This window comes from Bradyrhizobium sp. BRP22 (assembly GCF_020194175.1).
GTDB lineage: Bacteria > Pseudomonadota > Alphaproteobacteria > Rhizobiales > Xanthobacteraceae > Bradyrhizobium.
Genome location: NZ_JADYVX010000004.1, coordinates 266474 through 285303, shown reverse-complemented (window position 1 = coordinate 285303; position 18830 = coordinate 266474). Strand labels below are relative to the sequence as shown.

At 65.1% G+C, this 18830-nt stretch carries 19 protein-coding genes and 1 riboswitch; of the genes, 10 read left to right on the top strand and 9 right to left on the bottom strand.

Annotation, left to right across the window (positions count from 1 at the left end):
* Positions 1-99 precede the first annotated feature (99 nt).
* Positions 100-495 carry a hypothetical protein gene (locus tag I6F35_RS40460; RefSeq protein WP_346283147.1) on the top strand — a complete coding sequence of 132 codons (396 nt, stop codon included), beginning with the start codon at positions 100-102 and terminating at the stop codon, positions 493-495.
* Positions 492-1433, top strand: a complete 942-nt coding sequence (locus I6F35_RS08120; RefSeq protein ID WP_346283146.1) for a TAXI family TRAP transporter solute-binding subunit — start codon at positions 492-494, stop codon at positions 1431-1433. The genes I6F35_RS40460 and I6F35_RS08120 overlap by 4 nt, the downstream gene beginning before the upstream one ends.
* A gap of 72 nt (positions 1434-1505) precedes the next feature.
* On the opposite strand, the gene I6F35_RS08115 is transcribed toward I6F35_RS08120, so the two are convergent.
* Positions 1506-2153 (bottom strand): TIGR02594 family protein, encoded by a 648-nt coding sequence (locus tag I6F35_RS08115; protein ID WP_225117200.1) that lies wholly within the window; start codon positions 2151-2153, stop codon positions 1506-1508.
* A 257-nt stretch (positions 2154-2410) separates the two neighbouring features.
* On the opposite strand from I6F35_RS08115, the gene I6F35_RS08110 reads away from it, so the two are divergent.
* On the top strand, positions 2411-3274 hold the full coding sequence (locus I6F35_RS08110) for an alpha/beta hydrolase (protein ID WP_225117128.1): 864 nt from the start codon (positions 2411-2413) through the stop codon (positions 3272-3274).
* A 116-nt stretch (positions 3275-3390) separates the two neighbouring features.
* Here the strand turns inward: I6F35_RS08110 and metW are convergent, their stop codons facing one another.
* Together metW and I6F35_RS08100 are read right to left on the bottom strand one after the other, a co-directional pair.
* A complete protein-coding gene (gene metW, locus I6F35_RS08105; protein WP_225117127.1) occupies positions 3391-4059 on the bottom strand; it encodes a methionine biosynthesis protein MetW in 669 nt (222 codons plus the stop codon).
* On the bottom strand, positions 4059-5264 hold the full coding sequence (locus I6F35_RS08100) for a homoserine O-acetyltransferase (RefSeq protein ID WP_225117126.1): 1206 nt from the start codon (positions 5262-5264) through the stop codon (positions 4059-4061). The genes metW and I6F35_RS08100 overlap by 1 nt, the downstream gene beginning before the upstream one ends.
* Positions 5265-5349: 85 nt before the next feature.
* Positions 5350-5429: riboswitch (SAM riboswitch) on the bottom strand.
* A gap of 181 nt (positions 5430-5610) precedes the next feature.
* On the opposite strand from I6F35_RS08100, the gene I6F35_RS08095 reads away from it, so the two are divergent.
* From I6F35_RS08095 to I6F35_RS08085, 3 genes are read left to right on the top strand one after another with little or no spacing between them, the layout of a single operon-like run.
* Complete coding sequence (locus tag I6F35_RS08095; RefSeq protein WP_225117125.1) at positions 5611-6459, top strand: chorismate mutase; 849 nt, start codon at positions 5611-5613, stop codon at positions 6457-6459.
* 40 nt (positions 6460-6499) lie between these two features.
* Positions 6500-7597, top strand: a complete 1098-nt coding sequence (hisC, locus tag I6F35_RS08090; protein WP_225117124.1) for a histidinol-phosphate transaminase — start codon at positions 6500-6502, stop codon at positions 7595-7597.
* A complete protein-coding gene (locus I6F35_RS08085; RefSeq protein WP_225117123.1) occupies positions 7594-8529 on the top strand; it encodes a prephenate/arogenate dehydrogenase family protein in 936 nt (311 codons plus the stop codon). Before hisC ends, I6F35_RS08085 begins: the two co-directional genes overlap by 4 nt.
* A 63-nt stretch (positions 8530-8592) precedes the next feature.
* Here the strand turns inward: I6F35_RS08085 and I6F35_RS08080 are convergent, their stop codons facing one another.
* A complete protein-coding gene (locus I6F35_RS08080) occupies positions 8593-9780 on the bottom strand; it encodes a DUF2125 domain-containing protein (protein ID WP_225117122.1) in 1188 nt (395 codons plus the stop codon).
* 187 nt (positions 9781-9967) lie between these two features.
* On the opposite strand from I6F35_RS08080, the gene I6F35_RS08075 reads away from it, so the two are divergent.
* Positions 9968-10564, top strand: coding sequence for a gamma-glutamylcyclotransferase (locus I6F35_RS08075; RefSeq protein ID WP_225117121.1), 597 nt, complete (start codon positions 9968-9970; stop codon positions 10562-10564).
* 61 nt (positions 10565-10625) lie between these two features.
* On the opposite strand, the gene I6F35_RS08070 is transcribed toward I6F35_RS08075, so the two are convergent.
* The 4 genes from I6F35_RS08070 to ftsE form a co-directional block, all read right to left on the bottom strand.
* Positions 10626-11399, bottom strand: coding sequence for a lysophospholipid acyltransferase family protein (locus I6F35_RS08070; RefSeq protein ID WP_225117120.1), 774 nt, complete (start codon positions 11397-11399; stop codon positions 10626-10628).
* 27 nt (positions 11400-11426) lie between these two features.
* Positions 11427-12152 (bottom strand): YdcF family protein, encoded by a 726-nt coding sequence (locus I6F35_RS08065; RefSeq protein WP_225117119.1) that lies wholly within the window; start codon positions 12150-12152, stop codon positions 11427-11429.
* Between the two features lie 71 nt (positions 12153-12223).
* Positions 12224-13195, bottom strand: a complete 972-nt coding sequence (locus I6F35_RS08060) for an ABC transporter permease (protein WP_225117118.1) — start codon at positions 13193-13195, stop codon at positions 12224-12226.
* Positions 13188-13847, bottom strand: coding sequence for a cell division ATP-binding protein FtsE (ftsE, locus tag I6F35_RS08055; protein ID WP_225117117.1), 660 nt, complete (start codon positions 13845-13847; stop codon positions 13188-13190). The genes I6F35_RS08060 and ftsE overlap by 8 nt, the downstream gene beginning before the upstream one ends.
* 203 nt (positions 13848-14050) lie before the next feature.
* Between ftsE and I6F35_RS08050 the strand changes: the two genes are divergently transcribed.
* Together I6F35_RS08050 and I6F35_RS08045 are read left to right on the top strand one after the other, a co-directional pair.
* The gene (locus I6F35_RS08050; protein ID WP_225117116.1) at positions 14051-14908 is read left to right on the top strand and encodes an MJ0042-type zinc finger domain-containing protein; all 858 of its coding nucleotides are present in this window, start codon (positions 14051-14053) and stop codon (positions 14906-14908) included.
* 35 nt (positions 14909-14943) lie between these two features.
* Positions 14944-15321 (top strand): response regulator, encoded by a 378-nt coding sequence (locus I6F35_RS08045; RefSeq protein ID WP_225117115.1) that lies wholly within the window; start codon positions 14944-14946, stop codon positions 15319-15321.
* Positions 15322-15468: 147 nt separating this feature from the next.
* On the opposite strand, the gene I6F35_RS08040 is transcribed toward I6F35_RS08045, so the two are convergent.
* Positions 15469-18081 (bottom strand): TIGR02302 family protein, encoded by a 2613-nt coding sequence (locus I6F35_RS08040; RefSeq protein ID WP_225117114.1) that lies wholly within the window; start codon positions 18079-18081, stop codon positions 15469-15471.
* 265 nt (positions 18082-18346) lie between these two features.
* Between I6F35_RS08040 and I6F35_RS08035 the strand changes: the two genes are divergently transcribed.
* Positions 18347-18727 carry a carboxymuconolactone decarboxylase family protein gene (locus I6F35_RS08035; RefSeq protein ID WP_225117113.1) on the top strand — a complete coding sequence of 127 codons (381 nt, stop codon included), beginning with the start codon at positions 18347-18349 and terminating at the stop codon, positions 18725-18727.
* Positions 18728-18830: the final 103 nt, after the last annotated feature.

The window sequence follows — 18830 nt, the reverse complement described above, 5'->3', positions numbered from 1 at the left end:
AACAGCCGGATTGGAGTTTCCTTGAAATATGACCTGGGGGTGCAGGTCTGCCCAGGGGAGCCACAGGTTTCGGCTGATAATGACTTGTCGAGAACAGGCATGGACGCGATCAGGCTGCCAATCTGGCTGCGCATCGTTGTGGTCGCCGGGCTGGTTGCTTTGGCCGCGAGTGCAAGTCTGTTTGGCTACCGCTGGTATGTTCAGCCGGTGACGCTGTCGATCGCGGTCGGGTCTTTGGACGGCGAGGCGCCGAGAGTCGTATCCGCGCTTGCCAGCCGGCTCGCCGAAGTGAACGCGCCGGTCCGGCTCAAGGTCGTCGAAACCACCGGCGCACTCGAATCCGCCAGCGAGTTTGCCGCGGCAAGACCGACCTCGCGGTGGTCCGGGGCGACGTCGGCGACCTTTCGCATGCCCAAGCCGTCGTTGTCCTGGCTCAAGCGGTCGCGCTGCTTGTCGCACCGCCGGGATCGTCGATCACGGACATCGCCGGGATGAAGCGCATCACTGTAGGCGTGGTTGGAGGCGAGACCAACCAGAAGATCGTCAGCGTGCTGACAAAGGAATACGCCCTCGATCGCGCCAATGTCGTGTTCAGGAATCTTGCGCCAGCGGACACGCGCCGAGCGGTCGACAGCAAGGAGGTGCGTGCCGTTCTTTTCGTGATGCCCATGACCGAAAAATATCTGTCGCTGGTGCGGGGACTGTTCTCGCAGAACGCAAAAACGTCCCCGGTTCTGATACCGATCGATGCCGCCGGAGCGATTGCCGAGAAGGAGCGCGCCTACGAGAGTTTCGACATCCCCAAGGGTACGTTGCGAGGCTCCCCTCCGATTCCGCCAGACGACGTCACGACGCTGAAGGTTTCCTTCTACCTGGTTGCCAGGAAGTCGCTTGATACCGAACTGGTTGCTAATTTCACGCAAGCCTTTACGAGCGCGCGCAGGGATCTGTCGAGCGAACTGCCGATCCTGGCGCAGGTAAAGGCACCCGACACCGATCCCGGCGCCTATCTTCCGGTTCATCCAGGCGCCGCAGAGTTCTACAACGGCACGCAGCAGAGCTTCCTGGACAAGTGGAGCAATGCGATCTTTCTCACTCCGATGGCACTGGGCGCGCTTGCCTCAATACTGGCGGCGGCCTGGAAATTCCTCAGGTCCGGCGAACTCAAGACCAAAGAAGCGGCGCTGGATTCGCTATACGTGCTGGGACAGAGGATTCGAAAAGCTGAAACGGAATCCGAATTATTGGAGATTGAGGATCAGATCGACGAGGTTCTGCGTGCGCAGCGTGCCAGAGCGGGAACGAACGACGAGAGCGCGCTTGATACAGCCACCTTGAATGTCGCCGCCCATCGTCTCGAGAACCTTATCCATGATCGCAAAGCAGCGCTCGCCGCGCCCGGCCCGGAATCGAGGCTGAAACGGAGTTCGTGAGGGATTTGGCACCACCTCGGCTACGCATCCACCGAAGCCCATTGAACCTCGGTGGATGCGACGATTCTCGCTCTAATTCGTCGGCATCACGTAGGCGTAGATCTTGCCGCGAGAGACAGAGGCTTCGCGGACGCGGTTGCCGTTGTTGCCGGAGATCATGATCGGATTTCCCTTGGCGTCGATGCCGGTGATGATGCCGACATGGCCGCCGCGGCGTCCGCGTGACATCACGGCGATGGCGCCGACCTGCGGGCCGGAGACACGCTGCCCATAGCGCGCGAACGAACTCGCCATATCCGAGCCGGTGCCGCGATAGCCGGAGTGTTGCAGCACCATGTTCATGAACCGGGCGCACCACAGGCTCGATCGGCTGGTCGGATTGCCGCCAAGGTAACGGCGGGCTTCGGCGACGATGTTCGACGAGCCGAGGCCTGCCGCCTGCTGCGGCTCCGGCGACAGGCTTGCATTGCTGTCGGCAAGACCCTGCGCCTGCATCCGTGTCACGCCACGCTCCCAGCGCGAGACGCGAATCCTGTGCCAGCGGTGAGCGCGGGCATGGTGATGCTTGGCATGATGACCGGCATGATAGGCCCGGGCGTGGCGCCCTGCGTGATGATGAGGCCGTGCCGAAGCGGGAGAGATAGAAACGACGATGACCGTCGAACACAACGCCAGTGCCAGAACTCGCAGCACCCGGCGGAACGCACGCAACTGAACCATACTTCCCATTTTTTCCTTCTGTTACACCCCCGATTTTCCCGTCGCGCCCGTCTGTGGATGACATCTGGATGACAGGCGCGGCGCGTTTTGTCCTGCGCATTGTGGCAAGACGAAGATTTCACGCCGCGCTGCGGCGAAAAATGCAGGGTCATTTCGCGAACATTTGGCGACCAAAAGCAAACGATGTCGCCGCATTGCAGCCGCGAGCGTTAATTGCGATCCTCGCGGCCGCAGGCTCACAAGAAGGAAGCGTTAAAATGCCCTATGCCGTCGCCAAGGATAATGTCCGCCTCTATTTCGAAGAGGCCGGAAGCGGGACACCAATCATCTTCCTGCACGAGTTCGCGGCCGATCACACCAATTGGGAGCCGCAGATGCGCTATTTCTCGCGCGGCCACCGCTGCATCGCCTATTCCGCGCGCGGCTACACGCCTTCGGACGTCCCGCCATCGGCCGACCTCTACACCTACAAGCATTTCTACACCGACGCGCTCGCGGTGCTCGATCATCTCGACATCACGCGCGCGCATTTCGTCGGGCTCTCGATGGGCTCCTATTCGTCGCTGCAGGTCGCGCTGAATGCGCCCGAGCGCGCATTGTCGATGACGCTCGCCGGCGTCGGCTCCGGCTCGAGTCTCGAAAACTTAGATGCCTTCCGCGCCCAATGCCGCACCAATGCCGAGCAGTATGAAACCATCGGATCAGTTGAAGTCGCCAAGGTGACGCGCGAGGCGCCGGGCCGGATTCCGTTCCTGGTCAAGGATCCGCGCGGCCATGCCGACTTCTACGCCGCGCTTGCCCGGCACGATGCCAAGGGATCGGCCAACACCATGCGCAGCTTTCAAGGCGGAAGGCGTTCGATCTACACCATGGCGGAGGCGATCGGAAAAGTGCCGACACCGGCGCTGATCATCTGCGGCGACGAGGACGACAATTGCGTCGAGCCGAGCCTGTTCCTGAAGAAACATTTGCCCGCTGCGGGGCTGACGTTCTTCCCGAAATCAGGACACGTGCTCAATCTCGAGGAGCCCGCGCTGTTCAACGAGATGGTCGAGCGCTTCATCGCGCTGGTGGAAGCAGGACGATGGCTGCCGCGCGATCCGAGATCGATAGTGGTTTAGCTGTCATTCCGGGGCGATGCGAACATCGAGCCCGGAATCCATTGGGCCGCAGAGTTCATGGATGAATGGATTCCGGGCTCGCGCTTTGCGCGCCCCGGAATGACGGAGGAAACGCTTTAGCGTCCCTTACCGCCCCTGCTCAGCAGAAACACGCCCTGCTCGCCGAACATGTTCCAGACCCACCAGGGCAGGTTCAGCGGCACCGGGCGGCCGTAGAGGTCGAGCGCGACTGCGCGCTCCATCTTGACGTGGATCTCGTCGCAGAGCTGCACGAAATCCTTGATGGTGCAGAAATGAATGTTGGGCGTGTCGTACCAGGTCGCCGGCAGGTTCTCGGTGCGCGGCATGTGCCCGCCGATCAGGAGCTGCAACCGCATCTTCCAGAAGCCGAAATTCGGGAACGAGACGATGGCGCGGTGGCCGATGCGCAGGAGATTTTCCAACACCGCCTTCGGCTGCCGCGTCGCCTGCAATGTCTGCGACAGGATCACATAGTCGAAAGCATCGTCGGGATAGTTGACGAGGTCGGTGTCGGCATCGCCCTGCACCACCGCAAGTCCCTTGGCGACGCAGCGGTTGACGCCTTCGCGCGACAGCTCGATGCCGCGGCCGTCGATGCCGCGGCTTTCCAGCAATTGCAACAGATCGCCGTCACCGCAGCCGACGTCGAGCACGCGCGATCCGGGCTTCACCATCTCAGTGACGAGAAGATGGTCCGGGCGATGGCTCGCTTGCGCCTGCGGCGTCACGCCGGGCAGCGGCAGGGTTTGTTCCTGAAGCGCCATCACTGAGCTCCCGCATCGCCGAGGCCGCGCGCCTTGCCGGCCGATTCCAGGAAGGCGCGCGAGATATCGAAGAATTCGGGCACGTCGAGCAGGAACGCATCATGGCCCTTGTCGGTCTCGATCTCCGCAAACGACACCCGCGCGCTGGACGCGTTCAGCGCATGCACCAGCGCCCGCGCTTCCGAGGTCGGAAACAGCCAGTCGGAGGTGAACGACACCACGCAGAACCGGGTCTTGATGCCGCGGAACGCCTGCGCCAGCACGCCATTATGGTCGGCGGCGATATCGAAATAGTCCATCGCCCGCGTCAGATAGAGATAGCTGTTGGCATCGAAGCGCTCGACAAAGGACGAGCCCTGGTAGCGCAGATAGCTCTCGACCTGGAAATCGGCGTCGAAGGAGAATGTCGGCAGCTCGCGGTCCTGCATCCGCCGCCCGAACTTGCGATGCAGCGCCGCGTCCGAGAGATAGGTGATATGCGCAGCCATGCGCGCGACCGCGAGCCCGCGATGTGGATGCGTGCCCTGGTCGACATAGCCTCCGCTACGCCAGTCCGGATCGGCCATCACCGCCTGCCGGCCCAGTTCATGAAAGGCGATGTTCTGCGCCGAATGGCGCGTCGAGCAGGCGATCGCGAGCGTCGAGAACACCCGTTCCGGATAGGCCGCGGCCCATTGCACCGCCTGCATGCCGCCCATGGAGCCGCCGACCACCGCAAACAGCGTCTCGATGCCGAGCCGGTCGATCAGCATCGCCTGCGCGCGCACCATGTCGGGAATGGTGATGATCGGAAAATCCAGTCCCCACACCTTGCCGGTCGCGGGGTTGAGCGACGCAGGGCCGGTCGAGCCCATGCAGCCGCCAAGCACGTTGGAGCAGATGATGAAGTAGCGGTTGGTGTCGAGCGGCCGGCCGGGGCCAACCATGGTCTCCCACCAACCGGGCTTGCCGGTCACCGGATGCACATTGTTGACATGCTGGTCGCCGGTCAGCGCGTGGCAGACCAGGATGGCGTTGGAGCGCTCGGCGTTGAGCTCGCCATAGGTCTGATAGGCGATCTGGAACGGTGCGAGGTCGATGCCGCAGTCGAGCTTCAATGGCTGATCCATGCCGAACTTCGCCACTGGCGAAGATGGATGATCGGCCTCATGGGCGCGATCCTCGCTTTGGATCGACGGAGACTTGATCGACTGCACCTTGGTCATGTTGCGGCGCCTTCCTCCGACGCGGAGGTCTTGGGACAGAAATCAGGCCATGAAAAACCCGGCCTGAACAAAGGTTCGGCCGGGATCATTGCTGTCCCCGGCCTGTTTAGCGAATTCTTTAACGTGGCTGCAAGCCGGCCGGCTCAAATGACCACGGAACGGGTGGGAAACTAGTCCCTTACCCGACCTGCGTCAAGCAACCGGGCGGTTAACCTGATCGTTACCTTTAGACTGAGCTTGCACCATCTGGCCCCATGGGACAGAACGGGGGCTTGCATCCTTCGAGACGCGGCGCCGAGGCGCCGCTCCTCAGGATGAGGAGAGAGACTTTCGCTGAGTTCTAAGCATGTCAAAAACGCCTCCGGCGCCGCCCTCGCTGGCCGAGTTGCGCAAAGAGATCGACGCGATCGATGAGCAGGTTCATCGCCTGTTGATGGCGCGCGGCGACATCATCGATCGGCTGATCCAGGTGAAGCAGACCCAGGAAGTCGGCTCCGCATTCCGGCCGGCGCGCGAGGCCGGCATGATGCGCCGCCTGGTCGAGCGCCATCGCGGCATCCTGCCGCTCGACACCATCGAGAGCATCTGGCGCGTCATCATCTCGACCTTCACCTATGTCCAGGCGCCGTTCTCGGTGCATGCCGATGTCTCGGTCGGCGAATCCATGATGCGGGATTCGGCGCGCTTCCATTTCGGCTTCGTGGTGCCCTACATCTCGCATTTCAGCGCGCAGGCGGCGGTCGAAGCGGTGGCGAAATCGAAGGGCGACCTGGCGCTGGTGTCGGCCATTTCCAGCCGCACGCCGTGGTGGATCGACCTCGAGGCCGGGGGCGCGCCGAAGATCATCGCGCGGCTGCCGTTCCTGGAGCGTGCCGACCATCCCGCGGCGCTCCCCGTCTTCGTCATCTCGCGGGTCGCCGACGATGCGATGGTGACCGAGGTCGAGATGTGGAGCGTCCGCGTCTCCGGCTGGAACGCCGAGATCGCCCGCGCCCTGGCGCCGCTCGCCGAGATCGTCGCGGTGCCGGACACGGCCTTCGACGGCGCGGCGCTGCTGGTGTCGGTCGCGGGCATCGGCTTCGAAAAAATCAAGCTGGCGCTGATCAAGGCTGGCGCCTCGGTGCGCTCATCAGCCCTCGTCGGCAGCCACGCAACGCGCTATACGGTGCCTCCGAACGGGACAGCCAGGACTTAAAGCAAGGCCGCCCCTACAATCAGGAGCCAGAGAGTTAGAGATGTCCCGCCCCGTGCCGAATCCCGGCATCCTCGATATTGCGCCCTACACCCCCGGCAAGAGCCCGGTGGCGGAACCGGGGCGCAAGGTGTTCAAGCTTTCCGCCAACGAGACGCCGTTCGGTCCCTCGCCGAAGGCGATCGAGGCCTATAAGCGCGCCGCCGAACATCTGGAGGACTATCCGGAAGGCACGTCGAAGGTGCTGCGCGAGGCGATCGGCCGCGCCTACGGCCTCGATCCGAGCCGCATCATCTGCGGCGCCGGCTCGGACGAGATCCTCAACCTGCTCGCCCACACCTATCTGTGCGAAGGCTCGGAGGCGATCTCCACCGCCCACGGCTTCCTGGTGTATCCGATCGCGACCATGGCCAACGGCGCCAAGAACGTTGTCGTGCCGGAGACCGACTACACCGCCGACGTCGACGGGATCCTGAAGGCGGTCACGCCGCGGACCAAGCTGGTCTGGCTCGCGAACCCGAACAACCCGACCGGCACCTATCTGCCGTTCGACGAGGTCAAGCGCCTGCGTGCCGGCCTGCCGTCGCACGTGCTGTTGGTGATCGACGCCGCCTATTCGGATTACGTGGTGCGCAACGACTATGGGCTCGGTCTTGAACTGTGCGCGACGACCGAGAACACGGTGATGACCCACACCTTCTCGAAGATCCACGGGCTCGCGGCGCTGCGCGTGGGCTGGATGTTCGGCCCCGCGCATATCGTCGATGCGGTGAACCGCATCCGCGGCCCCTTCAACGTTTCGAGTCCGGCGATGCTTGCGGCGGTGGCCGCGGTCGAGGATAGTGCGCATCTCGAGATGTCCAGGGTGCACAATGAGAAATGGCGGAGCTGGGTGACGGACGAGATCCGCAAGCTCGGGCTGAAGGTGACGCCGAGCGTCGCGAATTTCGTGCTGATCCATTTCCCGACCGAGAAGGGCAAGACCTCCGCCGAGGCGGACGCGTTCCTCACCAAGCGCGGATTGGTGCTGCGTGCAGTGAACAATTACGGCCTGCCGCATGCGCTGCGCATGACCATCGGCACCGAGGAGGCCAACCGCCTCGTGGTCGAAGGCCTGCGCGACTTCATGGATCAGAAGTGAACGCCGCACCGCACTTCCAGCGCGTTGCGCTGATCGGCTTCGGCCTGATCGGCGGCTCGATCGCGCGCGGCGCGCGGGCGCAGGGGCTCGCCGGCGAGATCGTCACCACCGCACGCTCGGAGAAGACGCGCGCGCGCGTCGCCGAGCTCGGCATCGTCGACCGCGTGGTGGAGACCAATGCGGAGGCGGTCAAGGATGCCGATCTCGTCATCCTCTGCATTCCCGTCGGCGCCTGCGGGCCGGTGGCGGCGGAGATCGCGCCGCACTTGAAGAAAGGCGCCATCGTTTCCGACGTCGGCTCGGTGAAGGGCGCGATCGTCAGGGACATGGGGCCGCATATCCCCGACGGGGTGCATTTCGTGCCGGCGCATCCGGTCGCCGGCACCGAGCATTCGGGGCCCGACTCCGGCTTTGCCGAGCTCTTCATCAACCGCTGGTGCATCCTGACGCCGCCTGAGGGCACCGAGGCAAGCGCGGTCGACAGGCTGCGCGAGTTCTGGGCCGCGCTCGGCGCCAGGGTCGAGATCATGACGCCTGACCATCATGACCTCGTGCTCGCGATCACCAGCCACCTGCCGCATCTGATCGCCTACACCATCGTCGGCACCGCCGATGAGCTTGCGCAGGTGACGTCGTCGGAGGTGATCAAGTTCTCCGCCGGCGGCTTCCGCGATTTCACGCGCATCGCGGCGTCCGACCCGACGATGTGGCGCGACGTATTCCTGAGCAACAAGGACGCGGTGCTGGAGATGCTCGGCACCTTCAACGAGGATCTTTCCAAGCTGACCCGCGCGATCCGCCGCGGCGACGGCGAAGCGCTGTTCGACCATTTCACCCGCACCCGCGCCATCCGCCGCGGCATCGTCGAGATCGGCCAGGATTCGGCCGCGCCGGATTTCGGCCGCCCGCACGCGAATCTGGAGAAGAAGTAGCGCGCGGCCTCGTAGCCCGGATGGCGCTGCGCTCCACCCGGGCTACGGCTACGGCTCTACCGCTCAGAACAGCGGCGGGACTTGGCCGACCTTGATCGGGCCGAGCAGCACCGCACCGTCGACGAAGCGCAGCGGGAAGGATCGCGCCTTCCTGCCTTCCAGCATGGCTTCGCTGCCGAGCGAATTGATGGTGGCGGCGACGCCGACATTGGCGTTCTGCTTCACCATCTTGCCGAGGCCCGGCACCGCGCGGTCGAGCGCGCCGAACAGATTGTTGAGATCCTGCGTCTTCACGCCGGGCGCGACGCGGTCGAGGGTCGATTGCGGCACGCCCTCCTCCAGCATCTTCTCGATCCCGAGCGCCGGGACCACGCGCTCGAGGCCGGTGACCGTCATCTGCAACTCGCCGTCGATCCGGCCACTCGCGTTGAGGCTCAGATTGCCCGCGGACACCGCGATCATCTCGCCCTGCTGGATGCGCGACTGCACGATCTCGACATGGCCGCCGGCGGCCTGGATCTCGCGAAAACGTTCCGGCCACGGCTTTGGCGCGAAATCCTTCAGGCCGGAAATCTTGGCGCGGATGCCGGCATCGAACGGTGTCGCCAGCACCGGATGCACGTCCTGCAGGCTGCCGCCATTGATCTGCAGCGCGGTCTCGATCACGGGATTGTCCGCGGGCGCGCCTTCCGCGAGGCGGCCGTGCAGCTCGACGTGAGCAGCGCGGCCGAGCGGCACCTGCACCGAGCCGTTGAGGCGATCGATTGCGGGATCATCGAACACCAGCGAGGCGCGCTGCGGCACCGCCGGCAGGCCGACCACGCTGGCGCGGCCGGTGCGCCAGTTCACGGCGAACTGCGGCTGCGCGCCGCGCTCGGCGAGCGTCGCCGGCGCCTTGAATTCGGCGATCACCAGCTTGGGGTCGTAGACCTGCGCCACCACCAGGATCTCGCCGAGCCGCGCGGTGAACGCCGTCTGCGGCGCGGCGGTCTGCGAGAGCAGGGTCACGCTGGCGTCCTCGCAGCGGATCTCGAGCCGGAAGGGGTAACCGGCCACCGATCGCTTGCCGCAATCATAGACCCGGCCCGCCTTCGCCTCCTGCGCGCGCCAGGCATCGGCCTGCACCCAGACCTGGGACGCGGCATAGAACCAGAAGCCGGACCACACGATGGCGAGGATCAGGACGGAAACGGGGGCGGCGAAGAGCCGCCAACGCGAGCGCCGGCGTGGCGCGGGGGTCATGTCAGACATGCGGCGACCTCTGGCTGTCAATTTTGGCAAATGTAAGCGGCAAATGCCGGCCCTGTTCGAGCATGGTCTCCGCGCAAACGCTTCGCGTTTGTCGCGAGGGAAAACCGGTTCCCACTTTTCCGGATCATGCTTTAAAGCCAATGAAACCGCTTCGCTTCGCCTTCCGCTTTTGCTAGCCCTTGGGCCGATGTCCGCGCAACTCCTCTCCCCGCCCGAATCAGGTGACAACGACCTCTGGGTGTTCGGCTACGGCTCGCTGATGTGGAAGCCGGGCTTCGAATTCGAGGAACAAATGGCGGCGCGGCTGATCGGCGAGCACCGCGCGCTCTGCGTGTATTCCTTCGACCATCGCGGCACGCCGGAAAAGCCGGGACTGGTGCTCGGGCTCGATCGCGGCGGCGCCTGCCGCGGCATCGCCTTCCGCGTCGCGGCCAAGCGGCGCCATGAAACCGTCGCCTATTTACGCAGCCGCGAGCAGACCACCAATGTCTATCGCGAGGTGCATCGCTCGGTGTGGCTGGAGGACGACCCGCGGTCGCGAGTCAGTGCGTTGACCTATGTGGTGGATCGCAGCCATGTGCAATATGCCGGGCGGCTGTCGCTCGCCGACCAGCTCCGCTACGTCCAGCAGGGCCACGGCCGCTCCGGCAACAACCGCGACTATGTGCTGTCGACCGTGCTCGCGATCGAGAAGCAGGGTTTCCGCGATCCGCAACTGCACAGGCTCGCAACGATGCTGCATGACGCGCATCCGATCGAGCTGCCGCTGCAGGAAGAAACGTAGCTAAAGCGTTTTCGAGCGAAGTGGACACCGGTTCGCGTGAAGAAAACGCGTCAAAACAAAACTACACCTTCGCCTTCGCGGTATCAGGCACGATGCCGAACAATTGCGCCTGCTCGGCGCGCGCGGCCTCGACGATGCGGTCGGTGGCGCTCTCGATCGCCTCTTGCAGACGCGTCATGAACTCGGCGCGCGGCAGACCCGGCGGCAGCGGATCGAGGAATTCGACCACCAGCGTCCCCGGATAGCGCATGAAGGTGCGGCGCGGCCAGAACAGGCCGGAGTTGAGCGCGACCGGCAGGCACGGCACGCCGCTCTCGGCATAGATCTGCGCCACGCCGGTCTTGTAGCTCGGCGGCGCGCCGACCGGCCGCCGCGTGCCTTCCGGGAAGATCACGAGCTGCCGGCCGCGCTTCACCTCGGCAGCCGCGCGGCGCAGCGTCTTGACCAGCGAGCGCGGCCCGCCGCCGCGGTCGATCGGGACCATGCCGGCCTTGACCAGGAACTGGCCGAACACCGGGATCCACGTCAGCTCGCGCTTGAGCATATAGAGCGGATGATCGAAGAAGCGCAGAAGCTGGAAGGTCTCCCACATCGACTGGTGCTTGGAGGCGACGATCAGCGGCCCTTTCGGAATCTTCTCCAGCCCTCGGAAGTCGACCTTGATGTTGCAGACAACCCGCATCAGGAAAAGCGTGGCGTTCGCCCACCATGCGGCCAGCGTCATCATCGCGCCGCGCGGCAAAACCACGGTCGGGATTGCCGCGATGCTGAGCGTCACCAGCACGACATAGAACAGCACGTTGAAGACGAGCGAGCGCACGAAGATCGAGGTCATCGAATTCCCGACAAACAATTGGTCCGGTCAGTTCACCTGCGCAGTCGCCGGCCGGCGCGGCGCCTGCGCGCCACCGGGCTGCTCGAGGAAGTCCGGCATCAGGTCGAGACCGATCTGGGCCAGCCGCACCCGCAGCTCCGCCGCGACATATTTGACGTATTCCGATAGCAGGAGGCGCAGCGTTCCGCCACTCATCCACCAGGGTTCGTCGCGCCATTTGTCGCCGATCACCACGAACGGGATCAGTTCGACATCCGGCATCGCGTGCGACAATTCGACGATCGCGCGCGGCATGTGATAGTTCGAGGTCACCACGATCAGCGACTTGAAGCCGCGCTCCCGCGCCCAGCGCCGCGTCTCGGCGGCATTGCTCCTGGTGTTGACGGCGGAACGGTCGAGGTCGACGCAGCACTTGAGCAGCGCCTGATTGTTCTCGGGCAGCGAGCGGAAAATATCGCTCGCCGCATTGGTCGGGTGCACGCCGGAGATCAGCAGCCGCTTGCCGTAGCCGTGCGCCAGCAATTCCACCGCGTCGAAGATGCGCGAGGAACCGCCGGTCAATACCACGATGCCGTCGGCGTTGCGCTCGGGCTCGGTTTCGGCGCCGCGCAACTGCGACAGGAACGCGATGAAGCCGAGCCCGGCGACGACGAACAAGAACGCCAGCGGCACGACGATCACTGCACGCAGCCATCCGCGCGGCCGCGCAGGCCGGCGCTTTTGCTGCGATCGGTCGTCGAGATCAGAGCTCATCGGATACGGCTGTCCTTCCCCGGAACGCAATTCTAGAGCGTTTTGGGGCGAAGTGGAGTCCGGCCGTCGCATCAGTCGACGTCATCGAGCGTGGCGAACAGCGTCCGCCGCGAGGCCCAGGCCGTGATCGCGGCGATCAATACCGCCTGCAGCGCCAGCACCAGATAGCCGGACGGGCGCAGCGAGAAGGTGCCGAGCAGCGCCGCGAACTGGTCGCCGACGGGAGTGCCCGAGAACCAGCTCGCGATCGATTCGGAGAAGCCGAAGAACAGCATCGCGATGCCGCCGCCGATCAGCCCGCCCTCGAGGCCCAGCATCAGGAAATGCCGCAGGAAGCGGTTGGCGATGTAGCTGTCGGCGGCGCCGACGAAATGCAGCACCTCGACGATCGGCCGGTTGGCGGCCATTGCACCGCGCGTGGCGAAGGATACCGAGATGATCGTAGCAACGATCACCAGCGCGAGAATGCCGATGCCCGCAAACACCGTGGCGCCGGTCATCGAGCGCATGCGCTCGATCCAGGCGCGGTGATCGTCGACGCTGGCGCCAGGGGCAACCTGCGTGATCCGCGCCCGCAGCGCTGTGAGATCGAGCGTGCTGCCCGGCTGCACCCGCGCCACGATGACGCGCGGCACCGGCAATTGCTCGATCGACAATCCGCTGCCGAGCCAGGGCTCGAGCAGCTTTGCGGATTCTTCCTTGCTGAACGGGCGGACCTCGACGATGCCGGGCTGCGTCCGCATCGCCTCCGTCGTGGCGGACGCGTCACGCTCAAGATCGCGACCGGTGGTCGGGCGGATCTGGATGGTGATCTCGCTTGCGACCTCCGACTGCCACTCGGCCGCGGATGCGCTGACGAGCAGCACCGCCCCGGTTGTTATCGAGGCCAGGAAGGTCATGATCGCCACCACGGCGACCAGCGCGCGGCCGGAGATCGAGGCCCGCGGCACGATCGGCGACATGTTGCGTGCCTTCGCCGGCACCTGCGGGCGTTCATGCCCGAGGTCGACGAGCGGCACATGCTCTCGGCCGATCTTATTCATAGATGTGCAGCCTACCCTGATGCAGCACCAGCCGTCGCGCTTCGTATTGGTCCATCAGCGTAATGTCGTGGGTGGCGATGATCACCGCGGTGCCGGACTTGTTCAATTCGATGAACAGGCGGAGCAGCCGCCGCCCGAGCGTCGGATCGACGCTGCCGGTCGGCTCGTCCGCCAGCAACAATTGCGGCCGCGAGATCACCGCGCGCGCGATCGCGGCGCGCTGCTTCTCGCCGCCCGAGAGGATCGGCGGCAGCGCATCCATCCGCTCGCCGAGGCCGACCCATTTCAGGAGGTCGATCACCTCGCGCCGGTAGCTGGATTCGTCGCGGCCCATCACGCGGAACGGCAGCGCGACGTTCTCATAGGTCGTCATGTGGTCGAGCAGGCGAAAATCCTGCAGCACGATGCCGATGCGCTTGCGCAGGTTCGCCACCTGATCCTTGTTCAGCAACGAAATATCCTTGCCGAACAAGTTCACCAGCCCACGCGTCGGCCGCAGCGACAGGAACAGCAGGCGCAGCAGCGAGGTCTTGCCGGCGCCCGAGGGGCCGGTCAGGAACTGGAACGAATGGGCGGGAATGGCGAAGGTGAGGTCGCGCAGAATCTCCGGGCCGAGCCCGTAACGCAATCCGACATTTTCGAACCGAACCAAGCTCTAGCCCCGCTCGACATTGGGTTGGACGTTGGGTTCAATTTGCGCGGCGGCCGGGAACCTCGAACCTTGGCTCAATCCTCGCGCCCGCTTCCGGCTGGGCCGGCGGGCCGAACAACGTGGTTGTGCTTCGGTTATGGTTTCCGATTCGTTAACGGTCGCCTTGTAGCATCCCGGCGCATTCATGGTGGGGATTGGGCTCCATGCATATCGTTTGCCCGCATTGTACAACATCCTATGCGATCAGGCTGGAGACCTTGGGTCCGGCCGGGCGTACGGTGCGTTGTTCCCGCTGCAAGGAGGTCTGGCTGGCGCGGCCGGAGGACGCCGTCGACGCCACGGCCCCGATGCCGGCGATGGCAGGGGCGAGCCAATTCGACGCCTCTGATGCCGCGGCGGAATGGGAGGCGATGGCGCGGCAGGAGGAGGACGAGCACACCCCTGTCGTCGACAGCCCCTCGATCTCGGCCGACTGGCCGGCGGACGATGCTGTCCGACAGGACTGGCCATCGGTTGCCCGGGAAGACGCCGAGGCTCACGCGGAGGTCGAAGCCAAGCCCCGCCGCAGGCTGCCAAGAATGCTCAAGCTGCCCACCCTGCCCCGCATCCGCGTGCCCGCAGCGACCCTGCCCACCGCCTGCGCCGCGATGGCGGCGCTGATCGTGGCGCTGGTGGCGTGGCGCGGCGATGTCGTGCGCCTGCTGCCGCAGACCGCGCTGTTCTACAGGCTGGTCGGGCTCGAGGTGAATCTGCGCGGGGTGGCGTTCAAGGACATCAAGATCACCAACGACAGCGTGGACGGCAAGCCGGTGCTGGTGATCGAAGGCATGATCGTTGGCGAGACCCGCAAGCCGGTGGAACTGCCGCGGCTGCGCTTTGCGGTCCGCGACGCACAGGGCGCCGAAATCTATGCATGGAACGCGGTGCTGGAGCAGCCGGTGCTGAAGCCGGGTGAACGCGCCCATTTCAAATCGCGCCTTGCCTCGCCCCCGGCGGAAGCCCGCGCCATCGATATTCGCTTCTTCAACAAGCGCGATCTGGCGGCCGGCGGCCGCGCCTGAAGTCATCCCGCAACCGCATTCGAGGGAGTAGCCAAATGCCCCGCGTGCTGATCGCCGACGACGAAGATTCGATGCGCTCGCTGGTGGCGCGCGCCATCGCGATGGACGGCCACGAGACCGTCACCGCCCAGGACGGCGCCGCCGCGCTGGAAATCCTCGCACGCGAGCAAGGTGCCTTCGACCTCCTGCTCACGGACATCCAGATGCCCGTGATGGACGGGATTGCATTGGCACTCGCCAGCGCGCGCGATTTTCCGGACCTGAAGATCCTGCTGATGACCGGCTTTGCCGATCAGCGCGAGCGCGCCTCCGGCCTCAATGCGATCGTGCACGACGTGGTGACCAAGCCGTTCTCGGTCGCCGATATCCGCACCGCGGTGGCGGACGCGCTGTCCGCACGGAAGCTGGCGTAGGCTTACAAAAGTGCCCGCACACACTCTGTCATACCCCGCGCAGGCGAGGTATCCAGCAAGCGGCGGCCTCTCAATTGAACTCGGACGTCTCTGGAATACTGGATCGTCCGCCTTCGCGGACGATGACGACGGGCGGAAAACTTCGACTCAGTAATCCTTCAGCAGGCGCTCCAGGTAGTCGAGCTCGATCTGCGGCCGCGATGGGTCGGCGAGGCGGCGCCGGAGTTCTTCCAGGATTCGCCTGACGCGCTGCACGTCGATCTCGCCGGGGATCTTGACGGTGTAGTCGTCGCCGAACTCGCGGCCATGCAGGGGACGGCCGAGCGGATCGGTCTGGTTGCCGCCGCTCTGCTGGCGGCCTGCGCGGTTGCCGGGGCCGTCGCCGGACTGGTCGCCGTCGCCCTGCTGCATCGCCTCGGCGAGGCTCTGCGCGCCCTTGCGCAACGCGTCGAGCGCGCGGCCCTGCGAGTCCACCGCACCGTCGGCATTGCCTTCGCCGAGCCGGCCGCTGGCATCGCCCATTGCGGAATCGGCCTGATCCAGCCCATCCTCGCCGTCGCCCTGATCGCCCTGCTGGCCACCCTGACCTTGCTGGCCCTGCTGTCCCTGTTCGCCGCGTTGACCCTTTTGGCCCTTCTCGCCACGCTGGCCCTGTTGTCCCATGCCGCGCTTGGCGAGCTCTTCCTGCAGCTTCTGTAGCCGGTCCCGCAGCGCCTGCTGGTCCTGCTGCAGGTCGGACATTGACTGATCGCCCTGCTTGCCGCGCATGCGGTCGCGCCGCGAATCCTGACCCTGCTTGAAGGTTTTGTCGCGGAGTTGCTGCTGCTTGCGGATCATGTCGCCGAGCTCGTTCAGCGCCTGCTCCATGTCGTTGTCGCCGCCCTGACCGGGCTGCGCCATCTGCAGGTTCTCCAGCATCTGCTGGAGCTGATCGAGCAACTGCCTCGCCGCGTCCTTGTCGCCGGAGCGCGACATGCGCTCCATGCGATCGAGCATGTTCTTCAGGTCCTGTTGGCTCAGCACCTTGGCGTTGGGATCGAGCGGACGCGCCAATTGCTGCGGGTTGTTGCGGAACTGTTCGGCAAGCTGGCGCAGGAAATTGTCGAGCGCCGCGCGCAGATTGTCGGTGAGCTTCTTGATCTCCTCGTCGCTCGCGCCGCGCTCCAGTGCCTGCTTCAAGGCGTCCTGCGCCGCGCGCAGCGCCTTGTCGACATCGGTGATGTTGCCGTCCTCGATGGTGACGGCAAGTGCCCACATGCTGGCGACGACCTCGCGCAGCGCGTTGTCGGTATGGGCGGCCTCGAGCTGCCGCGCCACGCTGTGCAGGCCGAGATAGGTGCCGGCCTCCGGCGTGAACATTTCCGGCGCGATCAATAGCGCATCCAGCGCAGCGTAGACATCGGCGTTCTTGCCGGCGTCGAGCGCGAGAATGCGGCGCTGCTCGATCAGGGCCCGCGCCAGCGGCTTGGTGAACAACCGCTCCGGCAGGCGCATGTTGAACGGTTCGCTCTTGGTCTCGTTGCCGGCCTCGTCCTTTGCCGTCAGGGTCAGCGTGACATCTGCGCCGGCATAGGGATCTTCGCTCAGGTCCTTGACGGTCTGGCCGACGCCATTGCGGGTGCGCGCGTTCGGCAGCACGAGCGGAAACTGTGGCGGCTCGAACAGCGGCCGGGCCTCGGCTGTCTTGGTTCCGCCGTTGCGGGAGTCCTTGCCGGGATCCTTCGCATCGCCCGGACGGGCGACGAATTGCGCGCGCGCTTCGGTGACGCCGTAATCGTCCTCGAGCCTGTAGGACAATTGCAACGAGCCGCGCGCCTGTCGCTCCGGATCCTTGGCCAGCGCGATCGACGGCGGGCGATCGGGGGTTGCGGTAAAACGCCACAGCGGCTGGCCGGCAGGTGCGCGGACATGCGCGGTGCCGTCGCCTGCAATCTTGAAATGGCGCTCGTTGGTACCCTTCGGCGCCTCTCCGTTTGGCGCAACCTCAGTGACGCCGCCACCGGCGACGACATCGATATTGCCGCCACTGGAGCGCACCAGAAGCGTGCTGCCGGCGGGAACCGCCAACGGCCCGCTCTCGGCGGCCCCCGACTCACGGTTCGCCGATGACAGGATGATCGGCGGCTTGCCGGTATAGTTCGGCGGCGTCACCCAGGCATCGACCCGGATGTTGGTCGGCGCCAGCACGCCGTTCCAATCGAAAGCGGAGGCCAAACGGAGAGAACGCTCGTCGCCGGCGGCGACATAGGCGGCAACCAGCATCACGATCACCAGCCCCCGCAGCGCCCACGGATCGTGGATCGGAAGCCGCGGCGACGGCAGGCCGGCGCGGATGCGCTTGAGCGCGGCCAGCGTACGCTCGCGCTGCGCCTGCCACAGCGCTTGCGAGACCGGATCCTGGCTCGCGAGCGTATCGGTCAGCGCGGTCGCCGGGCGATGGCGGATGCCGGTGCCGCGATCGAGCCGGCTTAAGCCCTCATCGCGGGTCGGCCAGCGGAAGCGAGCCAGCGGGAGCAGCGCGGCGAGCGCCAGCAATGCGAACAGGCCCACACCGGCCAAGCGTACCGCAAGCGGCAGCATCAGCCAGAGTCCAACCCAGGAGACCACCAGGAACAATCCGATGACGGTCAGAAACCGGGCCAGATGCGGCCATCCGCGCTCCCAGGCGATCGCGTTTCGTGCCCGCTGCAGGGCTTCGTTCAGCTTCAGCCGCGCGACGGCGCCAGGCTCGCGCGCGGGCTCAGAGGGGTCGCCGCTCAATAAAATCTCCCGGTTGCCCGACACGACACCTTACCACAAGGGCGGCAATGAGGCACCTGTTCCATTCCGGCAACCCACACTCGGAAATACGCATAACACGAAGGCGTGACTGCGCGTGAGCGACCCCGTAACGTCCGCGGCCGCAACCGGGATCGTGATCCGAAATCAGATGATGATCACATCCTTCCGTTCGAGCATGATCTTTTTCGGCGAGCCGGTTTCCACTATTCCGGATCATGTTCTCCAAACTGCATGAGGAAACGTCATGGACCAAAAGACGCACGACAAAGGCCTGGAAATCCGCAAGGCCGTGCTTGGCGAGGCCTATGTCACCAACGCGCTCAAGAACGTCGACAGCTTCAACAAACCATTCCAGGAACTGCTCACCGAATATTGCTGGGGCGCGGTCTGGGGCCGCGAGGAATTGCCGCGCAAGACCCGCAGCATGCTCAACATCGCGATGATCTCGATCCTGAACCGGCCGCACGAATTGCGCGCACACCTGAAGGGCGCGCTCACCAACGGCGTCACCCGCGACGAGATCCGCGAGATCCTGATGCAGGTCGCGATCTATGGCGGCATGCCCGCCGCCGTCGACAGCTTCCGCATCGCGCGCGAAGTGTTCGCCGAGATCGACAAGGGCTAAGTCGTCATTGCGAGCGAAGCGAAGCAATCCATGCCGCAACACGGCGCAGTGGAAAGATGGATTGCTTCGTCGCTTCGCTCCTCGCAATGACGGTGGAGAGGAA

What these genes read in the sequence shown, in the direction of transcription:
- I6F35_RS40460 (WP_346283147.1), top strand. Translation starts at nt 100, where the DNA reads ATGGACGCGATCAGGCTGCCAATCTGGCTGCGCATCGTTGTGGTCGCC.
- I6F35_RS08120 (WP_346283146.1), top strand. Translation starts at nt 492, where the DNA reads ATGAAGCGCATCACTGTAGGCGTGGTTGGAGGCGAGACCAACCAGAAG.
- I6F35_RS08115 (WP_225117200.1), bottom strand. Translation starts at nt 2,153, where the DNA reads ATGGTTCAGTTGCGTGCGTTCCGCCGGGTGCTGCGAGTTCTGGCACTG.
- I6F35_RS08110 (WP_225117128.1), top strand. Translation starts at nt 2,411, where the DNA reads ATGCCCTATGCCGTCGCCAAGGATAATGTCCGCCTCTATTTCGAAGAG.
- metW (WP_225117127.1), bottom strand. Translation starts at nt 4,059, where the DNA reads ATGGCGCTTCAGGAACAAACCCTGCCGCTGCCCGGCGTGACGCCGCAG.
- I6F35_RS08100 (WP_225117126.1), bottom strand. Translation starts at nt 5,264, where the DNA reads ATGACCAAGGTGCAGTCGATCAAGTCTCCGTCGATCCAAAGCGAGGAT.
- I6F35_RS08095 (WP_225117125.1), top strand. Translation starts at nt 5,611, where the DNA reads ATGTCAAAAACGCCTCCGGCGCCGCCCTCGCTGGCCGAGTTGCGCAAA.
- hisC (WP_225117124.1), top strand. Translation starts at nt 6,500, where the DNA reads ATGTCCCGCCCCGTGCCGAATCCCGGCATCCTCGATATTGCGCCCTAC.
- I6F35_RS08080 (WP_225117122.1), bottom strand. Translation starts at nt 9,780, where the DNA reads ATGTCTGACATGACCCCCGCGCCACGCCGGCGCTCGCGTTGGCGGCTC.
- I6F35_RS08075 (WP_225117121.1), top strand. Translation starts at nt 9,968, where the DNA reads ATGTCCGCGCAACTCCTCTCCCCGCCCGAATCAGGTGACAACGACCTC.
- I6F35_RS08070 (WP_225117120.1), bottom strand. Translation starts at nt 11,399, where the DNA reads ATGACCTCGATCTTCGTGCGCTCGCTCGTCTTCAACGTGCTGTTCTAT.
- I6F35_RS08065 (WP_225117119.1), bottom strand. Translation starts at nt 12,152, where the DNA reads ATGAGCTCTGATCTCGACGACCGATCGCAGCAAAAGCGCCGGCCTGCG.
- I6F35_RS08060 (WP_225117118.1), bottom strand. Translation starts at nt 13,195, where the DNA reads ATGAATAAGATCGGCCGAGAGCATGTGCCGCTCGTCGACCTCGGGCAT.
- I6F35_RS08050 (WP_225117116.1), top strand. Translation starts at nt 14,051, where the DNA reads ATGCATATCGTTTGCCCGCATTGTACAACATCCTATGCGATCAGGCTG.
- I6F35_RS08045 (WP_225117115.1), top strand. Translation starts at nt 14,944, where the DNA reads ATGCCCCGCGTGCTGATCGCCGACGACGAAGATTCGATGCGCTCGCTG.
- I6F35_RS08035 (WP_225117113.1), top strand. Translation starts at nt 18,347, where the DNA reads ATGGACCAAAAGACGCACGACAAAGGCCTGGAAATCCGCAAGGCCGTG.